The organism is Haladaptatus halobius (assembly GCF_020618475.1).
Lineage (GTDB): Archaea > Halobacteriota > Halobacteria > Halobacteriales > Haladaptataceae > Haladaptatus > Haladaptatus halobius.
The window spans coordinates 235,339-254,384 of record NZ_CP085341.1; the positions used below are offsets into that span (position 1 = coordinate 235,339).

A 19,046-nucleotide genomic window follows, 5' to 3' on the forward strand; every position below is an offset into this window, starting at 1 on the left:
CCCATATCGACATGAACCATCGAATCGATCGCGACGAGCAGGCAGGAACTCACCAGCAGAGCGACGGTCTCTGGGGAGCAGACAAGCTTAGAACCCGAACGGACGACCGCGCACCACTCACACACCGGACAGATCGTATCGCGCTCCGAAACGAAATGGATACACCCATCGTGTACGTGGACGACGATCCACTGTTTTTCCTCGCACCAGACGAGGAATCGATGCAACAGTCGCTACTGAAGGACGGTATCGCCGACATTCGCCACCAGCATTACGCCGTAGAGGCGGACGACCTCGGCGAGAGCGAGACGATCGTCCGGGAGATCATCGACCAGTTCGACGCCGATACCGGCCAGAAATTCTACTATGGGATTGCAGGCGAGCGAGCACAGATTTGTGGGAACGGTCTCGACGACTACTTCGACGCGATTGCTAACTTCCGTACCATCTACACAGACCTCGAAACGCAGCTCGACCCCACTGGCACGTACCAACGAACGGGCTTTCCTCACGAAAACGAGTATATGAGTGTGCAGTGCATCGGTCTCACCTCCGTTGAGGGGTTCTGGCTGCGATTCAACACGCGGATGACTGAGGCACCGGATGAGGAATACTATTCAAGGACGTCGGTGTCGGTGACGTCACTCGAACAGCATGGCACGCTCACAACCATGTGGCTCCAGGATCGGCTTGACCATCCCGCTCTCAGCAGCCCCTCGTCGGTTGATCGGCAGGACGCCGCAGCGGCACAGGCGAAACTGCCGCTCGGACCGAGCCCACTCACGGACGTCAAACATCACCGACTCATCGGGTATCGCAGCCGTGACGAGACGGTCGAGTACATCACGTGTGAGAATCCGTACTATCGAGCGGAACAGACGGCACGCAGCGAGCAGTTCGACCGTCTCGACGATGCAGGTGTGCCGCGGGATGTGATTCGGCGAGTCATCAATATTGACCGCATACCGCTCCGCCCGCGAGGCGGCTCACATGGTGTTGATGAAGACGTTTTCATCAAGGGCGCGTTCGAGATCACACAGTTCGGCACGCCCACGGGACCGGGAGCCGGCGGTGTGGCGCTACTCTCTGGAAAAGTAAACCCAGTGCTGGAAGAGGACTTCGCCGAGTGGAAGATGGCAGTACGTGCCAAGCGTGAGAAGCAGACTCGTGGGTTTCTCGACCGACTCAGATTGTGAGGAGGTCCACCGGCAGTGGCACCGTTCGACATCGAGATCATAGCCCACGATTGGTGGTTAAGGTGGTGAGCACATTTCCAGTTGTGCCGTTCAGTAGCGATTGTGTCTTGCGCTGGTTAGTACTGCATACTAATCTCATCACTTCCGATACTTCGGAAATGCGACAATAGCTACGCTAATCCGAGGCTTACTTTGAGCGCCGTGTCAATCTCGCCCATCTTCTCGTCACTTACCTGTCCAAGCGTCCGCTCGATACGCTTCTCAACGTCCACAGTCCTGATTTGGTCGAGCTGCACCGCAGAATCCTTCTCAACCTCCTCGTCGCTCGCACGGAGCACGACCACAAACGGGTACTCCGAGATCGTCGTCGTCATCGGAGCGATGATGGTCGTTGGCGAGTACTGGTTGCCCGTGTCGTTCTGCACGACGACCGCAGGCCGTGTCTTCCGAATCTCGGACCCCTTGGTGGGGTCAAGCTGAACAAGCACGATGTCGCCACGGCGAACGCTCATAGAGAGTCGTTCGCCTCACTCGAAACGCCTTCCCATTCGTCGTTGATGCGACGGGCCTCCTCGGCGTGGTCGCGGTACGCTTGGGCAAGGTCGTCGTCGTCCACACTGTCTGCTTTCCGAATCACGATTTGGCCGTTATCGCGTTCAACGACGACCTCGTCGCCGCCGTGGATGTTTTCCTGTTCTCGAATCCATTTCGGGATTGTGACTTGTCCGCGGTCACCGACGCGCCGTTTGTTCTGAACCATTACACTAATTCATACTATTTTCATATCTATAAGCGTGTCGGTGCTCCCGCCGCTTATACCGTTCAACAGCAGTGTTCGATAGCAATTGTCAACCTTGTGAGTTAGTATGAGCTACTAGCCTGCGAACGTCCGAACAAAGAAGAACACCTACAACCAGGACACCTTTGCACGTTCTTCCTGCTGCTTTGTCATCGAATAGGCACCGAGATAGTGTTCGCGAAACGTCTTCCAATCCTCCCAGCCACCCCATTCCATCACCATTCCTGGTTCCACATCATCCTCAACAAGCAGAGTCCCCCACGTTCGTCGGAGGTCATGCGATGTCAGATACTTCCACCCCTCGTCGTTGTCTGTGGCACGCAGCGTGTTCGCTGCGGTTTCGACCCAGCGTTGCATTGTTCGCGTTGATCGATCCACGAGCGGAATATCCGCGTCTTCCTGTCGCGTATCGGCGTAGGCGTCGATGGTTGCGGCGAGTCCGAGTGGAATCGGCGTTTCTCGATATTTCGATCCTTTGCCGTCCCAGACGCGAACGAACGTCCCAGCTTGGCTTTCGACGATATCCGGGGGAGTGACTGCGACGATCTCGGCGGCGCGCAGGCCACACCGCCCACCGAGTCCGAATGCGATTTTCTGGGGAGTGGTGTCGGCGGTCGCGAGGAAGCGGGTGAGTTCGTCGCTGGTGAGCCAGACCTTTTTGCCTTGATCGACAGCGTGATTTTTCAGTTGCATAGGGTGTCGCTTATCTCAGCTAATACGACACAAAATAATGAAAGTAATGGGTTTGGACGCTGATTTTTACTCAAGGGTATTTAAAGGAACAAGTTTGCGTGTCGGAGAATGCGGGGAACTCCGACACCAACACCCCATCACATCGGCCGATCGATGCTGGAAATCACCTCGCACTCAATAGGACTCGATCGAACCCTAGTCACTATCGTCGCAACGCAGGAAACAGCCTCCCCACTCAGTAGTGGACGACTCTAGCGTCTCCGAGGGTTATCTCTCAGCTTGCTCGACAGTGCTGGACACACAGTCGAGGAGTGCCTCAACGAGTGGGTCTGGCTGGTACTGCACGATCTGGGCTTCCGAGTCGTGCGTAATGACGTCTGCAGCAGCTAAGCGGGGCAGATGGATCTGTTCGAGCGAGATCCGTCCTATTTCTTGGTCGATGTCGTGCTGGTGACTGAGCTCCGTGACGAGCTTGGCGACAGGGACGGACGTGGCAGGGGACGTTTGTAACTGGCGGAGGAGTGTCCGACGCTCGGGATGCGCGAGAATTCGAAAACAATCAGTGATTGCTTGGTCAGTGTCTGGATTAACGGGTGGACGCATAGCAGGTCGCTGTACTCGGCGGCTGGCATTAAAGATGTCTCTAGGAAATAATTCACAGATAATTTATATAACGTTCATCAAAGTATGACACTGGTACGCAATCACATCACCAAATAATGCACAATGACACCATGTGACAACCCATCAGATAACACATCTTGATCAGGCACGCACTCCTTTCCATCTGAGAAGGCAATTTGAGATTATGATAAAAATTATGGAACTTGTAGCCGAGGAATTCCTCAGTGGACGTATCCACATCCGAGAGAATACGACGCCAATCCGAAACATCTCAATCACTCCCCCTGATAAAATCACAGATCTAGAGCAAGAATAATCTCATATTTGTTTACAAACGCGAAATTCCTGTCGCTACCAAAGACCACTCGCTCACACGGTCTCACTACCTTGGAATGGTAACACACCGCAAAGGATTTAATAAATTAGTGATAATCTCTAATCGGATACCAATGCATGACCTGACTGGCTTTCAACGAGACCTGCTGTACGTCGTGTCCGGGTTGGACGACCCACATGGACTCGCCATCAAAGATGACCTCGAAGATTACTACGAAGCGGAAGTCCATCACGGGCGACTGTATCCAAACCTGGATACGCTCGTCGACAAGGGTCTAATCGAGAAGAGCGCAAAAGACCGCCGAACAAACGCCTACACGCTGACCCAGCGTGGCCAGCGAGAAATCGAAGCTCGGAGAAACTGGGAGCAGCAGTATCTCGAGTAGAGTACTCGTGCAGCCTGACAAAGACACTACTACGCCTGTCTTTCACCAGTCTGCCGCGTCATCGAGTTGAACTTCTTTTCCAGAACCAAGCACAGCGCAACTGACTCAGATACCGTCTCTCAGTGCTCAAGTGCGAACCACTCAGTTGTATAGCCCGTTTGTTGGAGATGCCAGCGCTGTTCAGGGCCACGCAGACTCACGCGAAGCTCAATCACCGCATCAACCTCTGATTTGAGTGTATCAACACACGCTGCGTCAGGATCTGTCTGGAGGAAATAGTACCCGACGGCATCAGCCCCACTCACTGCCTGAAAGAGTGGTATGAGAAAGTCACGCTCGTCGATGGCAGTGTCGGTGATGAGCGGCCGCAGTGAATCAACATAGAGCCGACATCCACCCTTTCCGTGGTCAGTATAGTCCGGATCAGTATTCGCAAGCGTCTGAATCACTGCCGTGCGGAGATCGGCCAGCTCGTCGGAGATCGATGAAATGTGTGCCCCGTACTCGTGAGTGTTCTCACTGCTGGCTATGGATCGCACTGTCGCACGGTTCCGATGCGTGAGGATCTCCACCTGGTCGCCTGGCGTGGGTGCTGGTGCCCTTTGGTGCTGGGTGTCTGTGGGCGACCCCTCAAGGAGTGCAATCAACTCGTGACGATCGAGCTTCGACTCTGGGTCTGAGTCGCCACGCAGGAATGCCCGCGTCATGTCGAAGACACTATTGGGAACATCGCCGATCACGAGAATATTCCCACCGTCCTCTTTGAGCTGCTCAAGTTCGGAGACGAGTGTAATCACTCCTGTACTTGTGACCGTCACAACATAGCCTTCGAACGCAAACGAGACAGCGCCCGCTGCACGGAGCGTCCCGTCGTGTGTCGGCGTGAAGAGTGCTGTGAGTGCCTCTGGATCAATGCGGTCAGAGAGCCGCTCACGCAAGGTCGTTGGGTTGCTGTCGACGATGTCAGCCACCGCCACCACAACTGCCGTGGCGAGGTCACGCGTTTGCGCGCATGTATGATGCGCCGGTGGTGTGTCGTCACCCGACGTGCCGGCAAACATATCGGGTAGTGGTGAGTCGCTGTCGAGCGATGGCGTGACTGGTTGGTCGATGATCGTGATCTCACCTGTCTCTCGGATGCGCACGCCGTGCTCACACCACGAAAACACAAGTTCTGTCGGATACTCTGGTGACACCCCCGATTCGGACTGCAGGGAGGGGGTGAGCAGGGTATCGAGTGCGTCGGGATCGACGGCATCATATAGCGGCGGCAGATCAGCGGGTGTTGTGTCGAGAACACTCCCCATTGCTGTGATCAACTGTGTACTCAGCGAGTGGGCCTCTCGATCGGACTCAAAATAAAACCGAGAGATCCGATGTTGATTCATTATGATTGTGCATCGTTAGCGGAGCACGGTCTAAAATGCTCTGGCAGTTAGCAACCCGTTAACCCTATCTCAGTCGCCCTCGCCGAACTGCGAGAGCGTTGTTCAATGTGGAAGGTATCTCTGCACCCGACATCTCATAGAGTTCGTTAGCCAGTGCGTCGATGGTGGTCTCTCCATACCCAGAAGAAGGGAACGAGCGCCTTGTTCGTGAGGATGCCGCGTTCGAGTTCACTTCCACATCTGGAAACGGCTGGAAGAGCTAGCCGAACAGGAATGTGTCGGCTGGCACCACGAAGTCAACAATCGTTGGTATATCTCACCTTCTGTACGCACTGAGGAAAGCCTCCGACCTCGCCTCGATGATTATGTGCCATTCCAAACCAGACTCCAGTTGGATTCGTCAAGCCGTTCGTCGGTGGGGGGGAACTCTCAAGAATGGCTTCGGGTCGCGATCTATCCCGAGAGCACACAGTTTCACCACGCTGGTTGTACTCGATGATGCCATGGTCGACAGACTTTTTAGAGTTTTCTTCATTGTCAGTATCGATACCACAGAGGGGTGAACACCGACTATGCCAATCATCTGGGAGTGGATTGTGCCGGTCTTAACCGCTCTGTGGATAGTCTTCTTTCTGGCGGGGATCTATCGCATCGGCTTTGACAATGACTACAGGGTAGTCACAGTACTCCTCACGGTCACGATGAGTATTCTCGCCGTCGTCTTTCTCGTGATCCCGCACTGGATGACGGCAAACTATACTGAAACCATGACGAGTGTGGTCTTCGCGGTGTTAGTCGGGAAGATAATTGACCATCGCGACGACCCAGGATGGAACTATCGCCAGACGGTTCTCTACGCTCTCGTCGCCCTCGGAATAGAGCTTCTCGGCATGGTTCTCGAAGTCCTGTTTTCTGTATCTCTCAGACGTGGATTACTGCTGGTGGCAGTCATCTTTTGGATGGCAGCGGGCTATAGCTATTTCAACACCATCAATGGGAATCGATACCCAGCAGGTGAGACGGAGACGAACCGCACATAACGCATCCTCAATCTTCACAGAGTGTGACGGCGGCTCTGTTGGACTCCTAGTCTTCAGATATGATTCAGAGTGGCACAGCCATTCAGTAGATATGCCTATAGAACGGCTCTCACACCCCCAGTGCGGCCATCCGACGAACGGTACGGACAGGGAATTCACGTATTGCTCGCGACAAAGGAGTTACACACCATCTATCCGACGTACTCGAGGAATCCACCGAGGGACACGTTCACAATACTGTTTGTATACTTCGCCGTATTTCTCCGCTAAGTGTGGTTCCTCGTAGTCAATAACCCGTAAATGAGTACCTAGCCACAAGACGATGCCATACCAAAGAACGAGTATCGATTTGTACAGGAGCACTTGGCCACCGATACAGAGGAGCAGTCCGAGATACATTGGGTTTCGCACGTGGGCGTACGCGCCACTTGTTACTCCGCTGATCGTACTCGATGACATCATGCTCGGCGAGGCAACCCAAACAACGATTTCTTGTCGTGTGGGGAAATCAGTCCAGCCAGAGGATTAGTAATCCCTGATTTCCTTAATTCAAATATATCATGGCAAGATTTGACTGGATACAGTGTTCCGGCTGTGGCTGGACTGGGAGAACATCGGAATTAGACGGCCCTGAACTCGGACGTACCTGTCCGGAATGTGGAACGAACGTCACCATCGAGTAGTACCTTTTGATCACTGTGGTACGACACTGCAGTTAACTTGTTTTCCATCAACACGGTCGATTCTTGGGTTTCGCAGCGGAATTGTTTCACAAGGAATGGTTGTTGATATACCGCTGAATACTGTCGTCTTGTTGGCGACAGAATCGGAACAGCTACGACTCCTACTCTCCGTCAACCAAATATGGAAATCGCACTTCGGCTGCAAGACGGTGCCCACTTAGAACTCACAGACATTGGTGTCTCGACAACTGATGAGATGATTTCATTCAGTATTGATGGCCGCATTACGGATGTCGAGGACGACGTCCTCCACCAATTCAGTGGGAAACACGTCACACCCGTCGAGATCGTGTTTGCCGTTGAAGAACTCGAAGAATAACATCCATGAAGTGGCCACGACGAGTAGTGTGATACATGCCAGCACCCTCGTTGTTAGCTACGATGATGACTGTGGTGCTGTAAGAGCAGAAACGCACGTGGCCAGCGCTCCGTGCTGCACTTCACTCTCAAACGTTTGTCGTGGGTGACCGACGTTTCAAAACAGCGGGTTGTGAGTTACTACAAATCGCGGGGTTGGACGGTTTTGCGGTCGTTTTCTTCGGCCCGACGGGTGACGTTTTCGAGCACGGTTGCGACTTCGTCGTCGAGGGCCTCGTAGAAGTCACCTGCAACGTGCTTGTCGTCGAGTTGTTTCTTCACTGCGGCTTTGACAATTAAATCGGTCATACAGGCGTCCAAACGGTATAATACTACAAAAAACCAGTGGTAAAAATAGCCGTTTCACGGTGGTCGACGATAGCACTTTCCGCGGCCACGCTTATCGAGCGTGGAGTAGATGCCAGTTGCACCATCGTTTAGCCAGTGTATGCATCCGTGGCGGCCACCGCTACGTGCAGGTCTGACGTCCATATGCCCTGATTCATCACCGCGTTCGAACAACGATAACCCCTCCCCAACCAATCAAACCGAACGCGGTCAGGACAGCAAATACGTGGACTTCAGAGACCCAATAGGGCAGCACGACAACATGCCGCGCAGCAGAGAGGAGCGTCGATAAGACTGGCAGATGATGTCGTTGCATGGTTTTGTCTGGAGCTGGATGTTTTGAAATTTTATAAGGTATCTTTGCTGATTCGGCATCGGGGAGACGATCTGCCTCATAGGGGAGTGCCTGCACAGGGTAACTTGCGACAAGACTTCCGTTGCGTGTAACTTCCACGATGCGATTGTTTTCACTGTCGGTAATGAGTGTATGACCATTTTGGAGTCTGTCAGCATCTCGCGGCCACTCCAGGTAAATGCCACCCACCTCTGACAGCGCCCACGCGACTTCCCACTCTCCAGTCGACGTATTTTTATGCAATTCGACAATCCGATCATTCTCGGAATCAGCAACGAGTACCGCACCTGGCCCAAGCCAGTGAGGGTTATGCTGCTTGTTGAGCACGGTCGGATCGCGGTTTTTGTTTATTACTTCAACGACGCTGCGGCCACGTTGGATAATAAGCAATTGATTGGTATTGCGAACGGAAATGAGATAGCGTCCTGCTCCAATCCGATCAACATCGTTAATATGCAACCAATCGATTTTGGTCGGATCAGACGGCGAATCATAGTATTGACTTGCATTCCAGGTCCATATCCGCTCACCTGTCGTTTGGTCGATGATGAAAATACTCTCGTATTCCATGTCTGCGATAAGGATATCGCCAGAGGGGAGCGGCTCCGCATCGTGAACTTCGCTATCTTTGCGGGTTCGAACGGGATAGCTCCACTCGGCAACGATATGTGGTTTTGGCCTGGATTTAATAATCCGATAGCCTGTTCGCTTACACGGGGGATCGTGTGCACCGCATTGCTGGTAATTGCCGTCAGCGAACGTCGCAAGTACCGACCCATTCTTGAGCATTGTGACGTCCTGATAGCTAATGGTTTCCTCTCCCCGGGGCGACTGCTTGACACCCCACATAATAGTTCCCCGTTCGTCGAGTGCAGTCACGTTCCCACCCCAACCTGGTCCTTGCACACCGACGAGAGTCATGCCGGTATGAGCTGTTGCTTCTGAGGAAACAACTGTCGTATCTGGAGCCAGTGCCCAGCTTGCACCGAACGAGAGAGGAATGAGTACCAGTCCCAAAGCAACCAGAACTAGTCCCCGTTGACGGGACGTGCGTGGGAGGCTCATATCGACAAATGTCGTTTCAAGTGAATCACCGGCCGCAGTAGGCTGACACGCTGTAATATTCCATTTAACTTCATTGAATGACTGTCTCGGGGCATTTTCCACTATTTCTCTGTGTATTATTTGAAGGTATTCATTACTATTTGACGTCTCCGCCCCGGTAAACATTGAACTCGACGAGTCATATGCGTATCTCTACTCCTAGGAACAGTATACACAAGAGCAGAGACACCGTGAGCACGGACTTACACGTTCGATACCACTCCCACCCTCTCTCGACACTCACTCGAGGAGAAACAGAGCTAAGGTACCAACGAGAGTGGAATGAGCTATACGTAATATTCCATTAGTTTAATGATGTATAGTAAATGAAGGTAGCCAGTTAGCGATCGATGTGCGTTCGTCATCCCAACACACACGAGATACCGAGTTCAACGTCTCTCTAAGCAGATCTTAGAGTCGCTCACTGGATAAATTTTTGACTCTATTTACGTGATCCCGGTTGGTACAAGCCACAGGAAATGCGCAAGCTGCGCTACCATACCACCGATTAGTAGTCCTGCATTCGACACCTGCGAGTCTGCTTGGGTCAACCTCAATCGGATGGGACGCGAGCTGACTGGCCAGAGCGGTCGAATTACGCGCGACGTGTGTCTAACCGCCAGTGCGTCTATACATAAGTGACTCACCAAACCGGCGAGAATGCCGAAACCAAGACAAACAAACAGCTGTTGCGGTGTAATCAGAACTGAGATAAAGCTGCCACCGAGCTGCCAAAGCGTAACTGTCAGTGCGATTGCTCCACCACTGCTGACGATGAGTGCAAAGAGCACCGTATGAGTCACTCCCCGATGACGAATCCACGGAACGTATCGGTCGAGATCTGGGACGGAAGTCGCACAGACGGCACCGAGCGACAAAAGGATGGCTCCGAAAAAATTGTCAGTAGTTGCTCCGACCAGCCACATCAATGGAGCGGCAAACAGCAATGCCGCCCCAAGATGACCCTTACGATACATTGGCTTGTGCTAAACTGCCCGTCTGGAACGAAACTCGATGTTTCAGTACGTAATTGTGGTTGGTGAAAGACATTGGATTTGAGCAAGTGTATGTACAATTCCAGCATATATTATTCGGTCATTAAAATAACAATACCACTTGAATCTGTTCGATGTCAACTATCCAATGTACTCTATTCAGCGCTGATAACCTCGTTGATACGGACGGTCATCGTCGCCACCTCGGTCGCGCTGTGGATCACCTCCCACTTAGTGATCGACGGATCAAGGATACCGTGCTCAACTGGATCATCGATGTGCGCCTCACCGGTAGAGGTAACAAGTCCGACCTGTCCATCTTCATTTGCTGCCCGTAAATCAACCAGCGCATCGATCGGATCAACACCAGTATTCTGTGTAAATTACATCTGAGGTATTTGCCACGCTAGCGGAGCGAATGTACCCCCCGGTTCACGGATGCCGATTCTCTTGATTTAGAGACCAAGAACGAAGTCGGTCTCAGTAAGTCGGGTCGCACCGTGCTCTACGGCTTGGTCGACTGAGAGGTGATCTTTCATCAAAAAGAAATTGTGGTCGTCACGAGTCCAGTGCATGACGGCGTTCCGAAGGATCTCCTTGTATGGTGTATACTGCTCTTTTACGACGCAAAATTCAGCACGGTCATCACCAGCGATAATCACGGGCTCATAATAGTACTCTTCGAGCTGATCGCGTACTGTGCCGAAGTCGGCGTGGAGGACTTCAAACCGATAGGCATCGCGATTGTAGTACTCTTGGAGCGCATTGAATAGTGGCCGTTGGTCGAAATACTGCTTGAAGACGTATTTATCAGTCAGCTCGAAGACGTTCATCCGTTGTGGTTCCACTCCGAACTCCGGCATCCTCGCTAGCATATCGCAGGCAAACACCTTGAATGTTGAGTGCGATCATCCATTTTGGTGCGGAACCGAGGCTGACTATATTGAACGATTCACTCAATAACTCATCGAACGTGCCGGACGGATAGAGATGCTGGAAAAGTTGATTGAATACATTTTGTCGACCAGTGACACGTGGATTACGACCGGTGAGGAGATAGCTAATCATTGGCAGCAACATCACCTCGAGAAATGAAAATTCATATTACCCCTGATCAACCACCGGCCGACGCTTTAGCGACATCCCGAACGTAGTGAGTTTGTTAATTCCATTCAGCAGCTGCAAGACGACTCAACTATGATTCTGTTCTGAAAAAATGACAGCTCTCGCATGTGAAACCTAGTTAAAAGTGATGGTCAGCGCTTTGCCGTCTTCACAGTGGATCCTGTACACAGTCTCTGTTTGCATGATGCGCATCTCTAGGAACGGACATAGCTTTTCGAATCCCTCAGTTCCCCTTTAGAACCCCGATAGCGGATAGAATTGGGATAACGAGTACACAGTTCGTATCTATCACGTCCTGCCCATCAAAACTATTGTGGACGGTACCTAGCCTCATGGTATGTTTGTTGTAGCAAATCGTATTCCGGTGACTGAGGGCCATGAAGAAGAATTTATCGAACTGTTCGAAGAGCGAACAAACCGACTGTCTCGTCGGGCAGGATTCGAGAAAGTGGAACTACTTGAGCCCATTGATGCCGATTACTACATTATTCATGCGTATTGGGAGTCGAGCGATGCGTTTGAACAGTGGCGAGAGAGCGAAGCATTTCAAGAAGCACACTCCGACTTACCTTCTGAGATATTTGCCGGTTCGAATCACATAGAGAGCTACGAACGGGCAGAAACGGTCAAAAACGAGAACTAACGGACGACTAGGCAGGTCTAGTCATCGATTCATCACTTCCTCGGCGGGGATGCGGTTGGTGAGCGCTTGATGCGGTCGTTACATGTTATAATAATAGATGAAGGCGGTGAGCCAACGCGCAGCGCTGGCTCGCCCACTCATCCATATTTGATGAAATCGGTCAATGCGTATCGCAAGCGTTCGAAACTACTTTTCGATCGTATTTCGCTCGACGTAGTCGAGGTGACCGCCGAGATCGCATCGCGCAATGGCGGTAAGGTGACCCATGCCGTCGACGAAGAATGTCGCTTTCGAGAGGTCGTGTTTCTCGGCCAGCTGGCCGAGAAACGCCGCTGCGGAGTCTGTTCCTCGCCGTTCTGAGAGACAAACACCAAGTTATACATCTCAATGAGAGGAGCTTACACGAATACTTTCGACTTGAGAGTGCACTATGGCGCTGGCTGCTTGGGACGAATGCTGCCAGTTTGTCACTAAGTCGACTGAATTCATGCAACCAAGATCCCTAGGCAAAACATGGCTACTGGTCGGCTTCCATGCCGAGAAGGCCTACCAATTCTTGCATCGCTGTGCGATCATATCGATTACTGTTGTTTTCGGTCGCTATAGACATTGAGGATGCCAAACTGGACGAGTAGTGAGGGGTGATTCCCAAGCATTCATCGGGTGGGCGCTGGCTCGAAAAGATCGGAGAAGAGTTTTCTCTTCTCACAACTCACTTCAACAATACTAGCTATTTTTCTTGGCTCAGCGTCGTAAAGGAAGCGTAGCAGTATGTTTCGTAATCGCTGTAACCTCACGGTTGGATCACCAGACCGACACCATCTCGTTCGTACGTCGTTTCAAACGGTTCAGAGCGTTTGTGTATCGTCTTCCGGAGCCAGGCCGCCTCATTCCTGGTAGCACGAGAGACGCCGTTGTCGATGTGGAAGGGAACAAGCCGTATCTTCTCAAAATCTCCGTCATGAAGCGTGACTTCAAAGAGATAACTTTTGTCGTTACCCAGATCGTCTTTGACCCCGAAATCATCGACAAGATTACCAGTATCGTGGAGGATGACGCCATCACCATACAGTTCAATCGCCTGGACGACGTGTGCACTGTGGCCATGAACGAGATCCACACCTTGATCGACGAGCCAGTGGCCAAACGCGACCAGCCGATCGCTAGGGTACTCGATCCAATTTTCCCCCCAATGAACTGATGCGGCCAGCAGGTCAGGATTCTTCGATTGCGCACGTTCGATCGCGTTCCCAATGACCCGTCTAGTTTCTGGGTTCTCACGATCGGTGGGAGCCCACGCTATCCCAGGCCGGTTATCAGTTGCAGCATACTCTTTGTATTCATCCGAAAATGAAACAACGGCGACGTCAACATCACCCACAGAAAACCTTGCCGGTGCATGTGCTACGGCTGCTGTTTTGCCAGCACCTGTGGTTTCGATACCTTCCGCTTCAAGCACGTCGATCGTATCGATCAAGGCTACTGCTCCAAAATCCATCGCATGATTGTTTGCGAGCGACGCGAAGCAGATATTCCCGGCGCTAAGTGCAGGGGCTGCCCAGTCCGGATCGCCCCGAAAGTAGTACCTCCGGTTGGGGAATCGGTCACCGCGCTTTGAGAGACTGCACTCAAGATTACAGAAGACACCGTCGATGGATTCAAGGTGAGGGTGGAAATCGCCCCAGATGGTTGTTGGATCGACGTCTTCTTCGCCGTAAATGTGGTTGAGACTTCGTCCGACCATCGTATCACCGGCGAATCCAATCGTCGTTTTGTAGTGTTCACGATTGTTAGTCGTGTTCCTGTCCTCAGTCGTGATACGAGTACTGGTTGAATTTATCTTGACGGACGTGGTTGCCTCGGTTGCGTTTCCGATACAGCCACCAACTGCCACAGTCCCCATGGCTGTCAGGACTGCTCGCCGATTGCTATTCATTGATTCACTGCCGTGGGAATGGGACGGTGCATCACGAAGAAAAGCTGTCGAAAAAATCCCGCCATCAACCCCCCTCCCCATGGCAATCAAATACCTGTGAATGCCTTACTTATTAGACGCCCTTTGGGGGTAGTCCAATATACGAGACGAACTGTGAGACGCCATTGTGCCGTGAAGCACGAGCGTACACCACGACCTCCGCATAGATCTGGTTGAGGGTACCGGGATGTATCTACTTCCGCTTATGATCTAATGAGAAAGTGATATTACACACCACGCGTCGAGTGAAAACCGCAAGGCAACACAGTGGCTCACACGAGTATATAAAATAATTCGTATGATGCTTTTTGAATCTCGCAAGAGGGTAGTGGGAGAGTACAGACGGTGCACCTGCGCGTTAGTACAATATGCTACCCATCGAAGGAAGGGGCCGAATGACCCCACCCGAGCTAGCCGGCCTTTGGAGGCCAGCACTGCCAACTGACACAGAACATTCCCATAGGCTTTATGCCCACGGCTGACGCGCGTCTGACGGATTCCGAAGTGGGCACGCATGTATCCGGGACGTAATGGAACCTGTTACACTTCGGTTCGAATCAGATACAATCGAATCGTTTGACGACGAGGCGGACGAATCGAGGCAATCACGCGCCGAATACATCCAAGAAGTGGTTCGTGATCGGCACGCAGTGGACGAGATTCGCACCGAATACGAAGCGAAATTGGAGCAAGTACGGAGCGAGCACGAAGCGGAACTGGAACGATTACAGAGCGAACTCGAGCAAGAACAAACTGATGTTGAGCGATTACGCAACGAGAAATAAGTTCTCATCGCCGATCGCCAAGAGAAACAGGAACTCGTCGAGTTTGTCGAGGAAGAACGCAGCTGCCGTGAGCAACCCCTGAGAACACGCCTCCGCTGGTGGATGTTCGGCAAGGAAAGCGACTGACGTCACGTGGCCAGAGTGCCTAAGAATGTGAATGTCTAACACACTTTGTTGGGTGGAGTAGCCACATCGAGACCGTGGCGCCAGAACCCATCATCTTCATCCGACAACGTGGGAAGGAGGTTTTTCACACCACTGACGTGTTCTCACCAGAACCACTCCTACATTCGGTATTCGTGTTCGTCTGTCGGGAGACGTTTCTCAGTTCTCTTGCCGCTTTCCAAATGACCTTGTCACAGTATACCGTGCTATTTAATGTCGGGTACCCGTGGACGTTGTTGGATTAACGACCCTACCCGACGAACGTGGATCACACGATACCCACACACCTATCTCTCCCATTCACATTCCATACAGTGCCATGTTCGTTGTAGAGGCACGTCTGTTGACTAGGTGAGTCTGGAACTACTCTTCCTCACGACATCTGTAACACACCCCATTGTCCAAATAGACGGAGAGCAGCTGCTTCCGACATTCAATGCACTCTGCGAACAGTGAGTCAGCTCCCTCATTTTCCATATTACTGCGTATTATAACCGCCATATAAATATCTATGTCACGGTGATAGCATTCTATATGCGTCCCACAGTGACTGAATGCATGTCTTGTAGATGATGTCGATCGAAACGAGAAGAGTGAGAGAGATTTTGCGTTGATTGTGGTATCTATGATATCTTTCTACCTATTCTCGTTCCTACATTGCAGATATAAATGAGGAATACAGGTTGTATTTACAAGCAGGCGGCGGGCAGCAGCTCTATTGGTGTGGCACACCTACCCATGATTTAGGATAGAGCCTGTCCCATCGAGTGCCAGTAGTCTAGAAGTGCTTTCTTCATGGTTTTCTCCTGATGAAGATACAAGAAGGGCTGCAGAGCGATCTACCGCCTGCCCTCCCGGTGAAATCGACACGCTCGATCTGGTGCGCTCGCTCGTGAGTACTACCCTCATGGCCAGTATGGCGACGGGAATGAGTGACAGCGGAAGGATGCCTGGTACTAGCGTACCTTCAATACTACCGGTGACTTTGTCTCTTAGTGCAGTAATCGTAGCCTGTATTTTCGCCTCCAATATCCGAATTGGGCTGATTATGAATCGACCGCCAACAGGAAACGCTTCCAATGGAGTATAATTTCCTCAGTCGTAGATAGGACTCGATTATGAGTAACACTATATAATACTGGCCGAGAGACAACTAATACCTGTATCTGCGTACACATGTAATAACTAAGGATAGGTTATGCAATGAGAGAACTGCCCCGAGCCACTGGGCGCAACACGGGTTTCCGGGGTTCGGTGGACGCGTGGCGGTGCCGAGAGCGCTGGCGGCGGGCTGGCCTCCCACCATGTGTCACAACCTCTCCACGAAAGTTCTCATTCCACGCGTCCACCGGAATCCTACGATGCTCAATGTGTTCGTTTTCGCAGTCACCTCGCAGTGATTAACGTGAACCCAACCACTAAGTGAATGACTAGCATACTTCTTCGTGTCGGGTGGATCATAGTGAGTTCATCGTTAAAGCACGCTGTCTTCCACCCGACAAACGTGGAGCTCACAGTGACTAACACCTACTAACGTCCCTCTCCACGCTCCAAACAGTATCATGAATCGGTTGAAATTCTAGCCTTCTATGCCATCGCTATCCGTGTTCTCTCATACGATATGTAACCAACCATGAGTTAAGATACGAGATTGAAACCTGGTCAACGGATATATCATTACTGCAGCCTACGTGTGGTGTATGCCCGCCACAGTCGTCGAAGTCGAACTCCAATCTGACGAATTCGCGCTCCATCACACTTTATCTCGGACCGAGGGAATCGAATTCGAAATTGAACGCGTCGTTGCTCATGAAGAAGATCGTGTCATGCCGTTTGTTTGGGTGAGTGGAGAAGAGATTGATCGCGATGAATTCGAAGCCATCCTTACCGAAGACCCAAGCCTCGATCAGCTCACATTACTTGCTGATGTGGACGACGAGTGGTTGTATCGAATGGAGTGGATCTCTGAGATCGAAACGCTCGTACAGATTCTCGTTACGGAAGAGGCAACGATTCTCGCCGCAAGTGGCAATCAAGACAGTTGGAACCTTCGTATCCTCTTTCCGGATCGAGACACGCTCTCTCGAACCTACGACTACTGCCACGAGAACGGACTCACGTTCGAAATTTTGAACATCTACCAGCTTGACGAGGGCCGCCAGGGTCGGTATGGAATTACAGAGGAACAGCAAGAGGCGCTCACACGAGCATACAATGCTGGGTATTACAGTATTCCTCGTAAGACAATGGCCGAAGAGCTTGCCGATGAACTTGGCGTCTCTCACCAAGCCCTTTCTGAACGCTTACGGCGTGGTCACGAGAATCTGGTCAAAAATGCATTGATCATCGGTCGTGGTGCTGATGAATGGAACAACAATAAGTGAGCGAGCTGTTTCCCTCTCTGGCGAGATGGTACACAGCAAAAAGTGACCGCGATAGAGGTAGCTACCAGCGAGGACTCTTGATCTGATGGCCTGTTTCCTGAAAATGCTGAATGGCGCGCCGATTTACCTCGTCAGGTGGAGTATCTTCGGTGCTGACCATCCACCGACAGTCGACGCAGCAGAGGATCTTCTCCTCCATCATAGATCCCATACCTACGAGAAATAAATTTATTACTTGGGTTTCGCTTACAAGCAGTTTATATGTACAGCTACGCTAGTACGCGGCCTATTGTCAACCTGGTAGATGACGTTCAGAATGGAGTATTCGGAGTCTGGTCGTTCCCCACCCGCAGTAGGTTTGGAAATGGTAACCCAGCCGTCACTAGCAACATCCACGTGATACTGATTATACCAGAAGGCAACACTGCCTTCGCTATTGCGTGTGTGACCGTTAACCTTGGGCCCGAAGAAGCCGTCTTCGATCGCGGCAATATCCACACTTATATAATGGTGGGACTTTGAAATTCACTGGATCGACATCCTCAGCAGCCGCAATCGTGAAGATGATTTCGGTGGTAAGATCGCGGTGACTCTCCCGGTCGTAGTGAGCCTGCGTCACAAACGTCATATCGGTGTTGCCGTCCTGTGCAAGTTCGGTGCCATTATCGGTGTTGTCCTTACTTGACGTCACCCGTCATCCTCCGTGTAAGGTTCGAGCAGGATAGATCACCAGTGAGTTTGTCCTATAGGACATAGCGGATGATATTATTGGTGGAGCGATCGGTATCTGTAAATGAACGTCCACTAACACGGATTGCAATGGAAATTGAGATGCCGTCATCTGCACGGAGGAGTTCAACCGGTTGCCCACGAAATGTAAGCGTCAAGCCGTCAAGCTTGTCGTGCCCCCGGCGGTAATTCTGGATAATGTGAGCAAGTTTTGTTGGGTTTGGCCTTGGGTGAGATCATCAACATCATAGTTGCCATTGCCATTTTCATCCCAAATCACGGTTCCTAAGAGTGATACCCCACCATACGTGCATTCAGTAATACGAATTGATCGCGCTGTTGCTTGGCTATTCCCAGGTAATCCTAACAGACCATCGCTTTCTGTATGGGATATAACAAGGCCAACACGGTCAGCCGGGAGTGATGACCGCGTAGTGCGGAGTTGCAGCGTATTTCGAATCGGTGGTGCGATCAGCAGTGAATGAGATAAATCTCGCCATATTGCCGAGACTGTATCTTGATTGGTTTCGTCCGTTGTACTTCCTTGTGTGGCTGGGCCGACTTCACTGAGTGACGCATCAAGCGTTCCGGCGGCCACTGTGTTTTGCCCTGATCCAGTTGTATCGACGAAGACCGCCTGGACGAGAGGAGTAAGACTGAGACTCAGGAGAAGACAGCAGAGAATCGCATAGTATACGCTTCGTCTCATATTCACCATAATAAAATACAATATTATAAAATCACGAAATATAACGTAAGGGTGTCAGGAATACGGCGTCGTACTCTATTCCGTTGTTTCATTTCCCGATCTCCGCTCAGAGCGACCGGGTGGCGACTACAGAAAGAACCGGAAGGACTTCGTTTCCGTGCGAGTAT

At 51.6% G+C, this 19,046-nt stretch carries 21 protein-coding genes and 1 pseudogene; 8 read left to right on the plus strand and 14 right to left on the minus strand.

The window, feature by feature from the left end; translation table 11 throughout:
* Window positions 1-11 precede the first annotated feature (11 nt).
* On the plus strand, window positions 12-1,196 hold the full coding sequence (locus tag LIW51_RS37120) for a hypothetical protein (RefSeq protein WP_227380635.1): 1,185 nt from the start codon (window positions 12-14) through the stop codon (window positions 1,194-1,196).
* Window positions 1,197-1,366: 170 nt separating this feature from the next.
* Here LIW51_RS37120 and LIW51_RS37125 read toward each other — a convergent pair whose 3' ends face one another.
* The 4 genes from LIW51_RS37125 to LIW51_RS37140 form a co-directional block, all read right to left on the minus strand.
* On the minus strand, window positions 1,367-1,708 hold the full coding sequence (locus LIW51_RS37125; RefSeq protein WP_227380636.1) for a type II toxin-antitoxin system PemK/MazF family toxin: 342 nt from the start codon (window positions 1,706-1,708) through the stop codon (window positions 1,367-1,369).
* Window positions 1,705-1,956, minus strand: a complete 252-nt coding sequence (locus LIW51_RS37130; RefSeq protein WP_227380637.1) for an AbrB/MazE/SpoVT family DNA-binding domain-containing protein — start codon at window positions 1,954-1,956, stop codon at window positions 1,705-1,707. The genes LIW51_RS37125 and LIW51_RS37130 overlap by 4 nt, the downstream gene beginning before the upstream one ends.
* Window positions 1,957-2,103: 147 nt before the next feature.
* Window positions 2,104-2,688: a tyrosine-type recombinase/integrase gene (locus tag LIW51_RS37135; RefSeq protein WP_227380638.1), complete on the minus strand. Its 585-nt coding sequence runs from the start codon at window positions 2,686-2,688 to the stop codon at window positions 2,104-2,106.
* 267 nt (window positions 2,689-2,955) lie between these two features.
* Window positions 2,956-3,291 (minus strand): DUF7344 domain-containing protein, encoded by a 336-nt coding sequence (locus LIW51_RS37140; RefSeq protein ID WP_227380639.1) that lies wholly within the window; start codon window positions 3,289-3,291, stop codon window positions 2,956-2,958.
* Between the two features lie 470 nt (window positions 3,292-3,761).
* On the opposite strand from LIW51_RS37140, the gene LIW51_RS37145 reads away from it, so the two are divergent.
* Entirely contained in the window at window positions 3,762-4,034 is a 273-nt protein-coding gene (locus tag LIW51_RS37145; RefSeq protein ID WP_227380640.1) for a PadR family transcriptional regulator, read from the plus strand.
* Window positions 4,035-4,153: 119 nt separating this feature from the next.
* Here LIW51_RS37145 and LIW51_RS37150 read toward each other — a convergent pair whose 3' ends face one another.
* On the minus strand, window positions 4,154-5,422 hold the full coding sequence (locus tag LIW51_RS37150) for a DUF7504 family protein (protein ID WP_227380641.1): 1,269 nt from the start codon (window positions 5,420-5,422) through the stop codon (window positions 4,154-4,156).
* 572 nt (window positions 5,423-5,994) lie between these two features.
* Here LIW51_RS37150 and LIW51_RS37155 point away from each other — a divergent pair.
* Window positions 5,995-6,462, plus strand: coding sequence for a hypothetical protein (locus LIW51_RS37155; protein ID WP_227380642.1), 468 nt, complete (start codon window positions 5,995-5,997; stop codon window positions 6,460-6,462).
* A 180-nt stretch (window positions 6,463-6,642) separates the two neighbouring features.
* Here the strand turns inward: LIW51_RS37155 and LIW51_RS37160 are convergent, their stop codons facing one another.
* Complete coding sequence (locus tag LIW51_RS37160; RefSeq protein WP_368411919.1) at window positions 6,643-6,924, minus strand: methyltransferase family protein; 282 nt, start codon at window positions 6,922-6,924, stop codon at window positions 6,643-6,645.
* A gap of 402 nt (window positions 6,925-7,326) precedes the next feature.
* On the opposite strand from LIW51_RS37160, the gene LIW51_RS37165 reads away from it, so the two are divergent.
* Complete coding sequence (locus tag LIW51_RS37165; protein ID WP_227380644.1) at window positions 7,327-7,524, plus strand: hypothetical protein; 198 nt, start codon at window positions 7,327-7,329, stop codon at window positions 7,522-7,524.
* Between the two features lie 179 nt (window positions 7,525-7,703).
* Here the strand turns inward: LIW51_RS37165 and LIW51_RS37170 are convergent, their stop codons facing one another.
* The 5 genes and pseudogenes from LIW51_RS37170 to LIW51_RS37190 all read right to left on the minus strand — a co-directional run bounded on the left by LIW51_RS37170 (window position 7,704) and on the right by LIW51_RS37190 (window position 11,197).
* Entirely contained in the window at window positions 7,704-7,871 is a 168-nt protein-coding gene (locus LIW51_RS37170) for a DUF1931 domain-containing protein (protein ID WP_227380645.1), read from the minus strand.
* Between the two features lie 196 nt (window positions 7,872-8,067).
* Entirely contained in the window at window positions 8,068-9,432 is a 1,365-nt protein-coding gene (locus LIW51_RS37175; protein WP_227380646.1) for an aryl-sulfate sulfotransferase, read from the minus strand.
* Between the two features lie 383 nt (window positions 9,433-9,815).
* Window positions 9,816-10,346: a metal-dependent hydrolase gene (locus LIW51_RS39790; protein WP_227380647.1), complete on the minus strand. Its 531-nt coding sequence runs from the start codon at window positions 10,344-10,346 to the stop codon at window positions 9,816-9,818.
* 173 nt (window positions 10,347-10,519) lie between these two features.
* Window positions 10,520-10,738 (minus strand): annotated as a pseudogene (locus tag LIW51_RS37185) (TCP-1/cpn60 chaperonin family protein); the annotation flags it as partial.
* A gap of 81 nt (window positions 10,739-10,819) precedes the next feature.
* Window positions 10,820-11,197 (minus strand): hypothetical protein, encoded by a 378-nt coding sequence (locus LIW51_RS37190; protein WP_227380648.1) that lies wholly within the window; start codon window positions 11,195-11,197, stop codon window positions 10,820-10,822.
* Between the two features lie 629 nt (window positions 11,198-11,826).
* Between LIW51_RS37190 and LIW51_RS37195 the strand changes: the two genes are divergently transcribed.
* The gene (locus tag LIW51_RS37195; protein WP_227380649.1) at window positions 11,827-12,132 is read left to right on the plus strand and encodes an antibiotic biosynthesis monooxygenase family protein; all 306 of its coding nucleotides are present in this window, start codon (window positions 11,827-11,829) and stop codon (window positions 12,130-12,132) included.
* A 222-nt stretch (window positions 12,133-12,354) separates the two neighbouring features.
* Window positions 12,355-12,492 carry a hypothetical protein gene (locus LIW51_RS40335; protein ID WP_438267509.1) on the plus strand — a complete coding sequence of 46 codons (138 nt, stop codon included), beginning with the start codon at window positions 12,355-12,357 and terminating at the stop codon, window positions 12,490-12,492.
* Window positions 12,493-12,925: 433 nt separating this feature from the next.
* Here LIW51_RS40335 and LIW51_RS37205 read toward each other — a convergent pair whose 3' ends face one another.
* Window positions 12,926-13,876, minus strand: coding sequence for a CapA family protein (locus tag LIW51_RS37205; RefSeq protein ID WP_255767741.1), 951 nt, complete (start codon window positions 13,874-13,876; stop codon window positions 12,926-12,928).
* A gap of 761 nt (window positions 13,877-14,637) precedes the next feature.
* Between LIW51_RS37205 and LIW51_RS37210 the strand changes: the two genes are divergently transcribed.
* On the plus strand, window positions 14,638-14,892 hold the full coding sequence (locus LIW51_RS37210; protein ID WP_227380650.1) for a hypothetical protein: 255 nt from the start codon (window positions 14,638-14,640) through the stop codon (window positions 14,890-14,892).
* Here LIW51_RS37210 and LIW51_RS37215 read toward each other — a convergent pair.
* Window positions 14,875-15,024: a hypothetical protein gene (locus tag LIW51_RS37215; protein WP_227380651.1), complete on the minus strand. Its 150-nt coding sequence runs from the start codon at window positions 15,022-15,024 to the stop codon at window positions 14,875-14,877. The two genes, LIW51_RS37210 and LIW51_RS37215, sit on opposite strands and share 18 nt — an antisense overlap.
* Before the next feature lie 1,733 nt (window positions 15,025-16,757).
* On the opposite strand from LIW51_RS37215, the gene LIW51_RS37220 reads away from it, so the two are divergent.
* On the plus strand, window positions 16,758-17,441 hold the full coding sequence (locus LIW51_RS37220) for a helix-turn-helix domain-containing protein (protein WP_227380652.1): 684 nt from the start codon (window positions 16,758-16,760) through the stop codon (window positions 17,439-17,441).
* A gap of 883 nt (window positions 17,442-18,324) precedes the next feature.
* On the opposite strand, the gene LIW51_RS37225 is transcribed toward LIW51_RS37220, so the two are convergent.
* A complete protein-coding gene (locus tag LIW51_RS37225; RefSeq protein ID WP_227380653.1) occupies window positions 18,325-18,768 on the minus strand; it encodes a hypothetical protein in 444 nt (147 codons plus the stop codon).
* Window positions 18,769-19,046 lie beyond the last annotated feature (278 nt).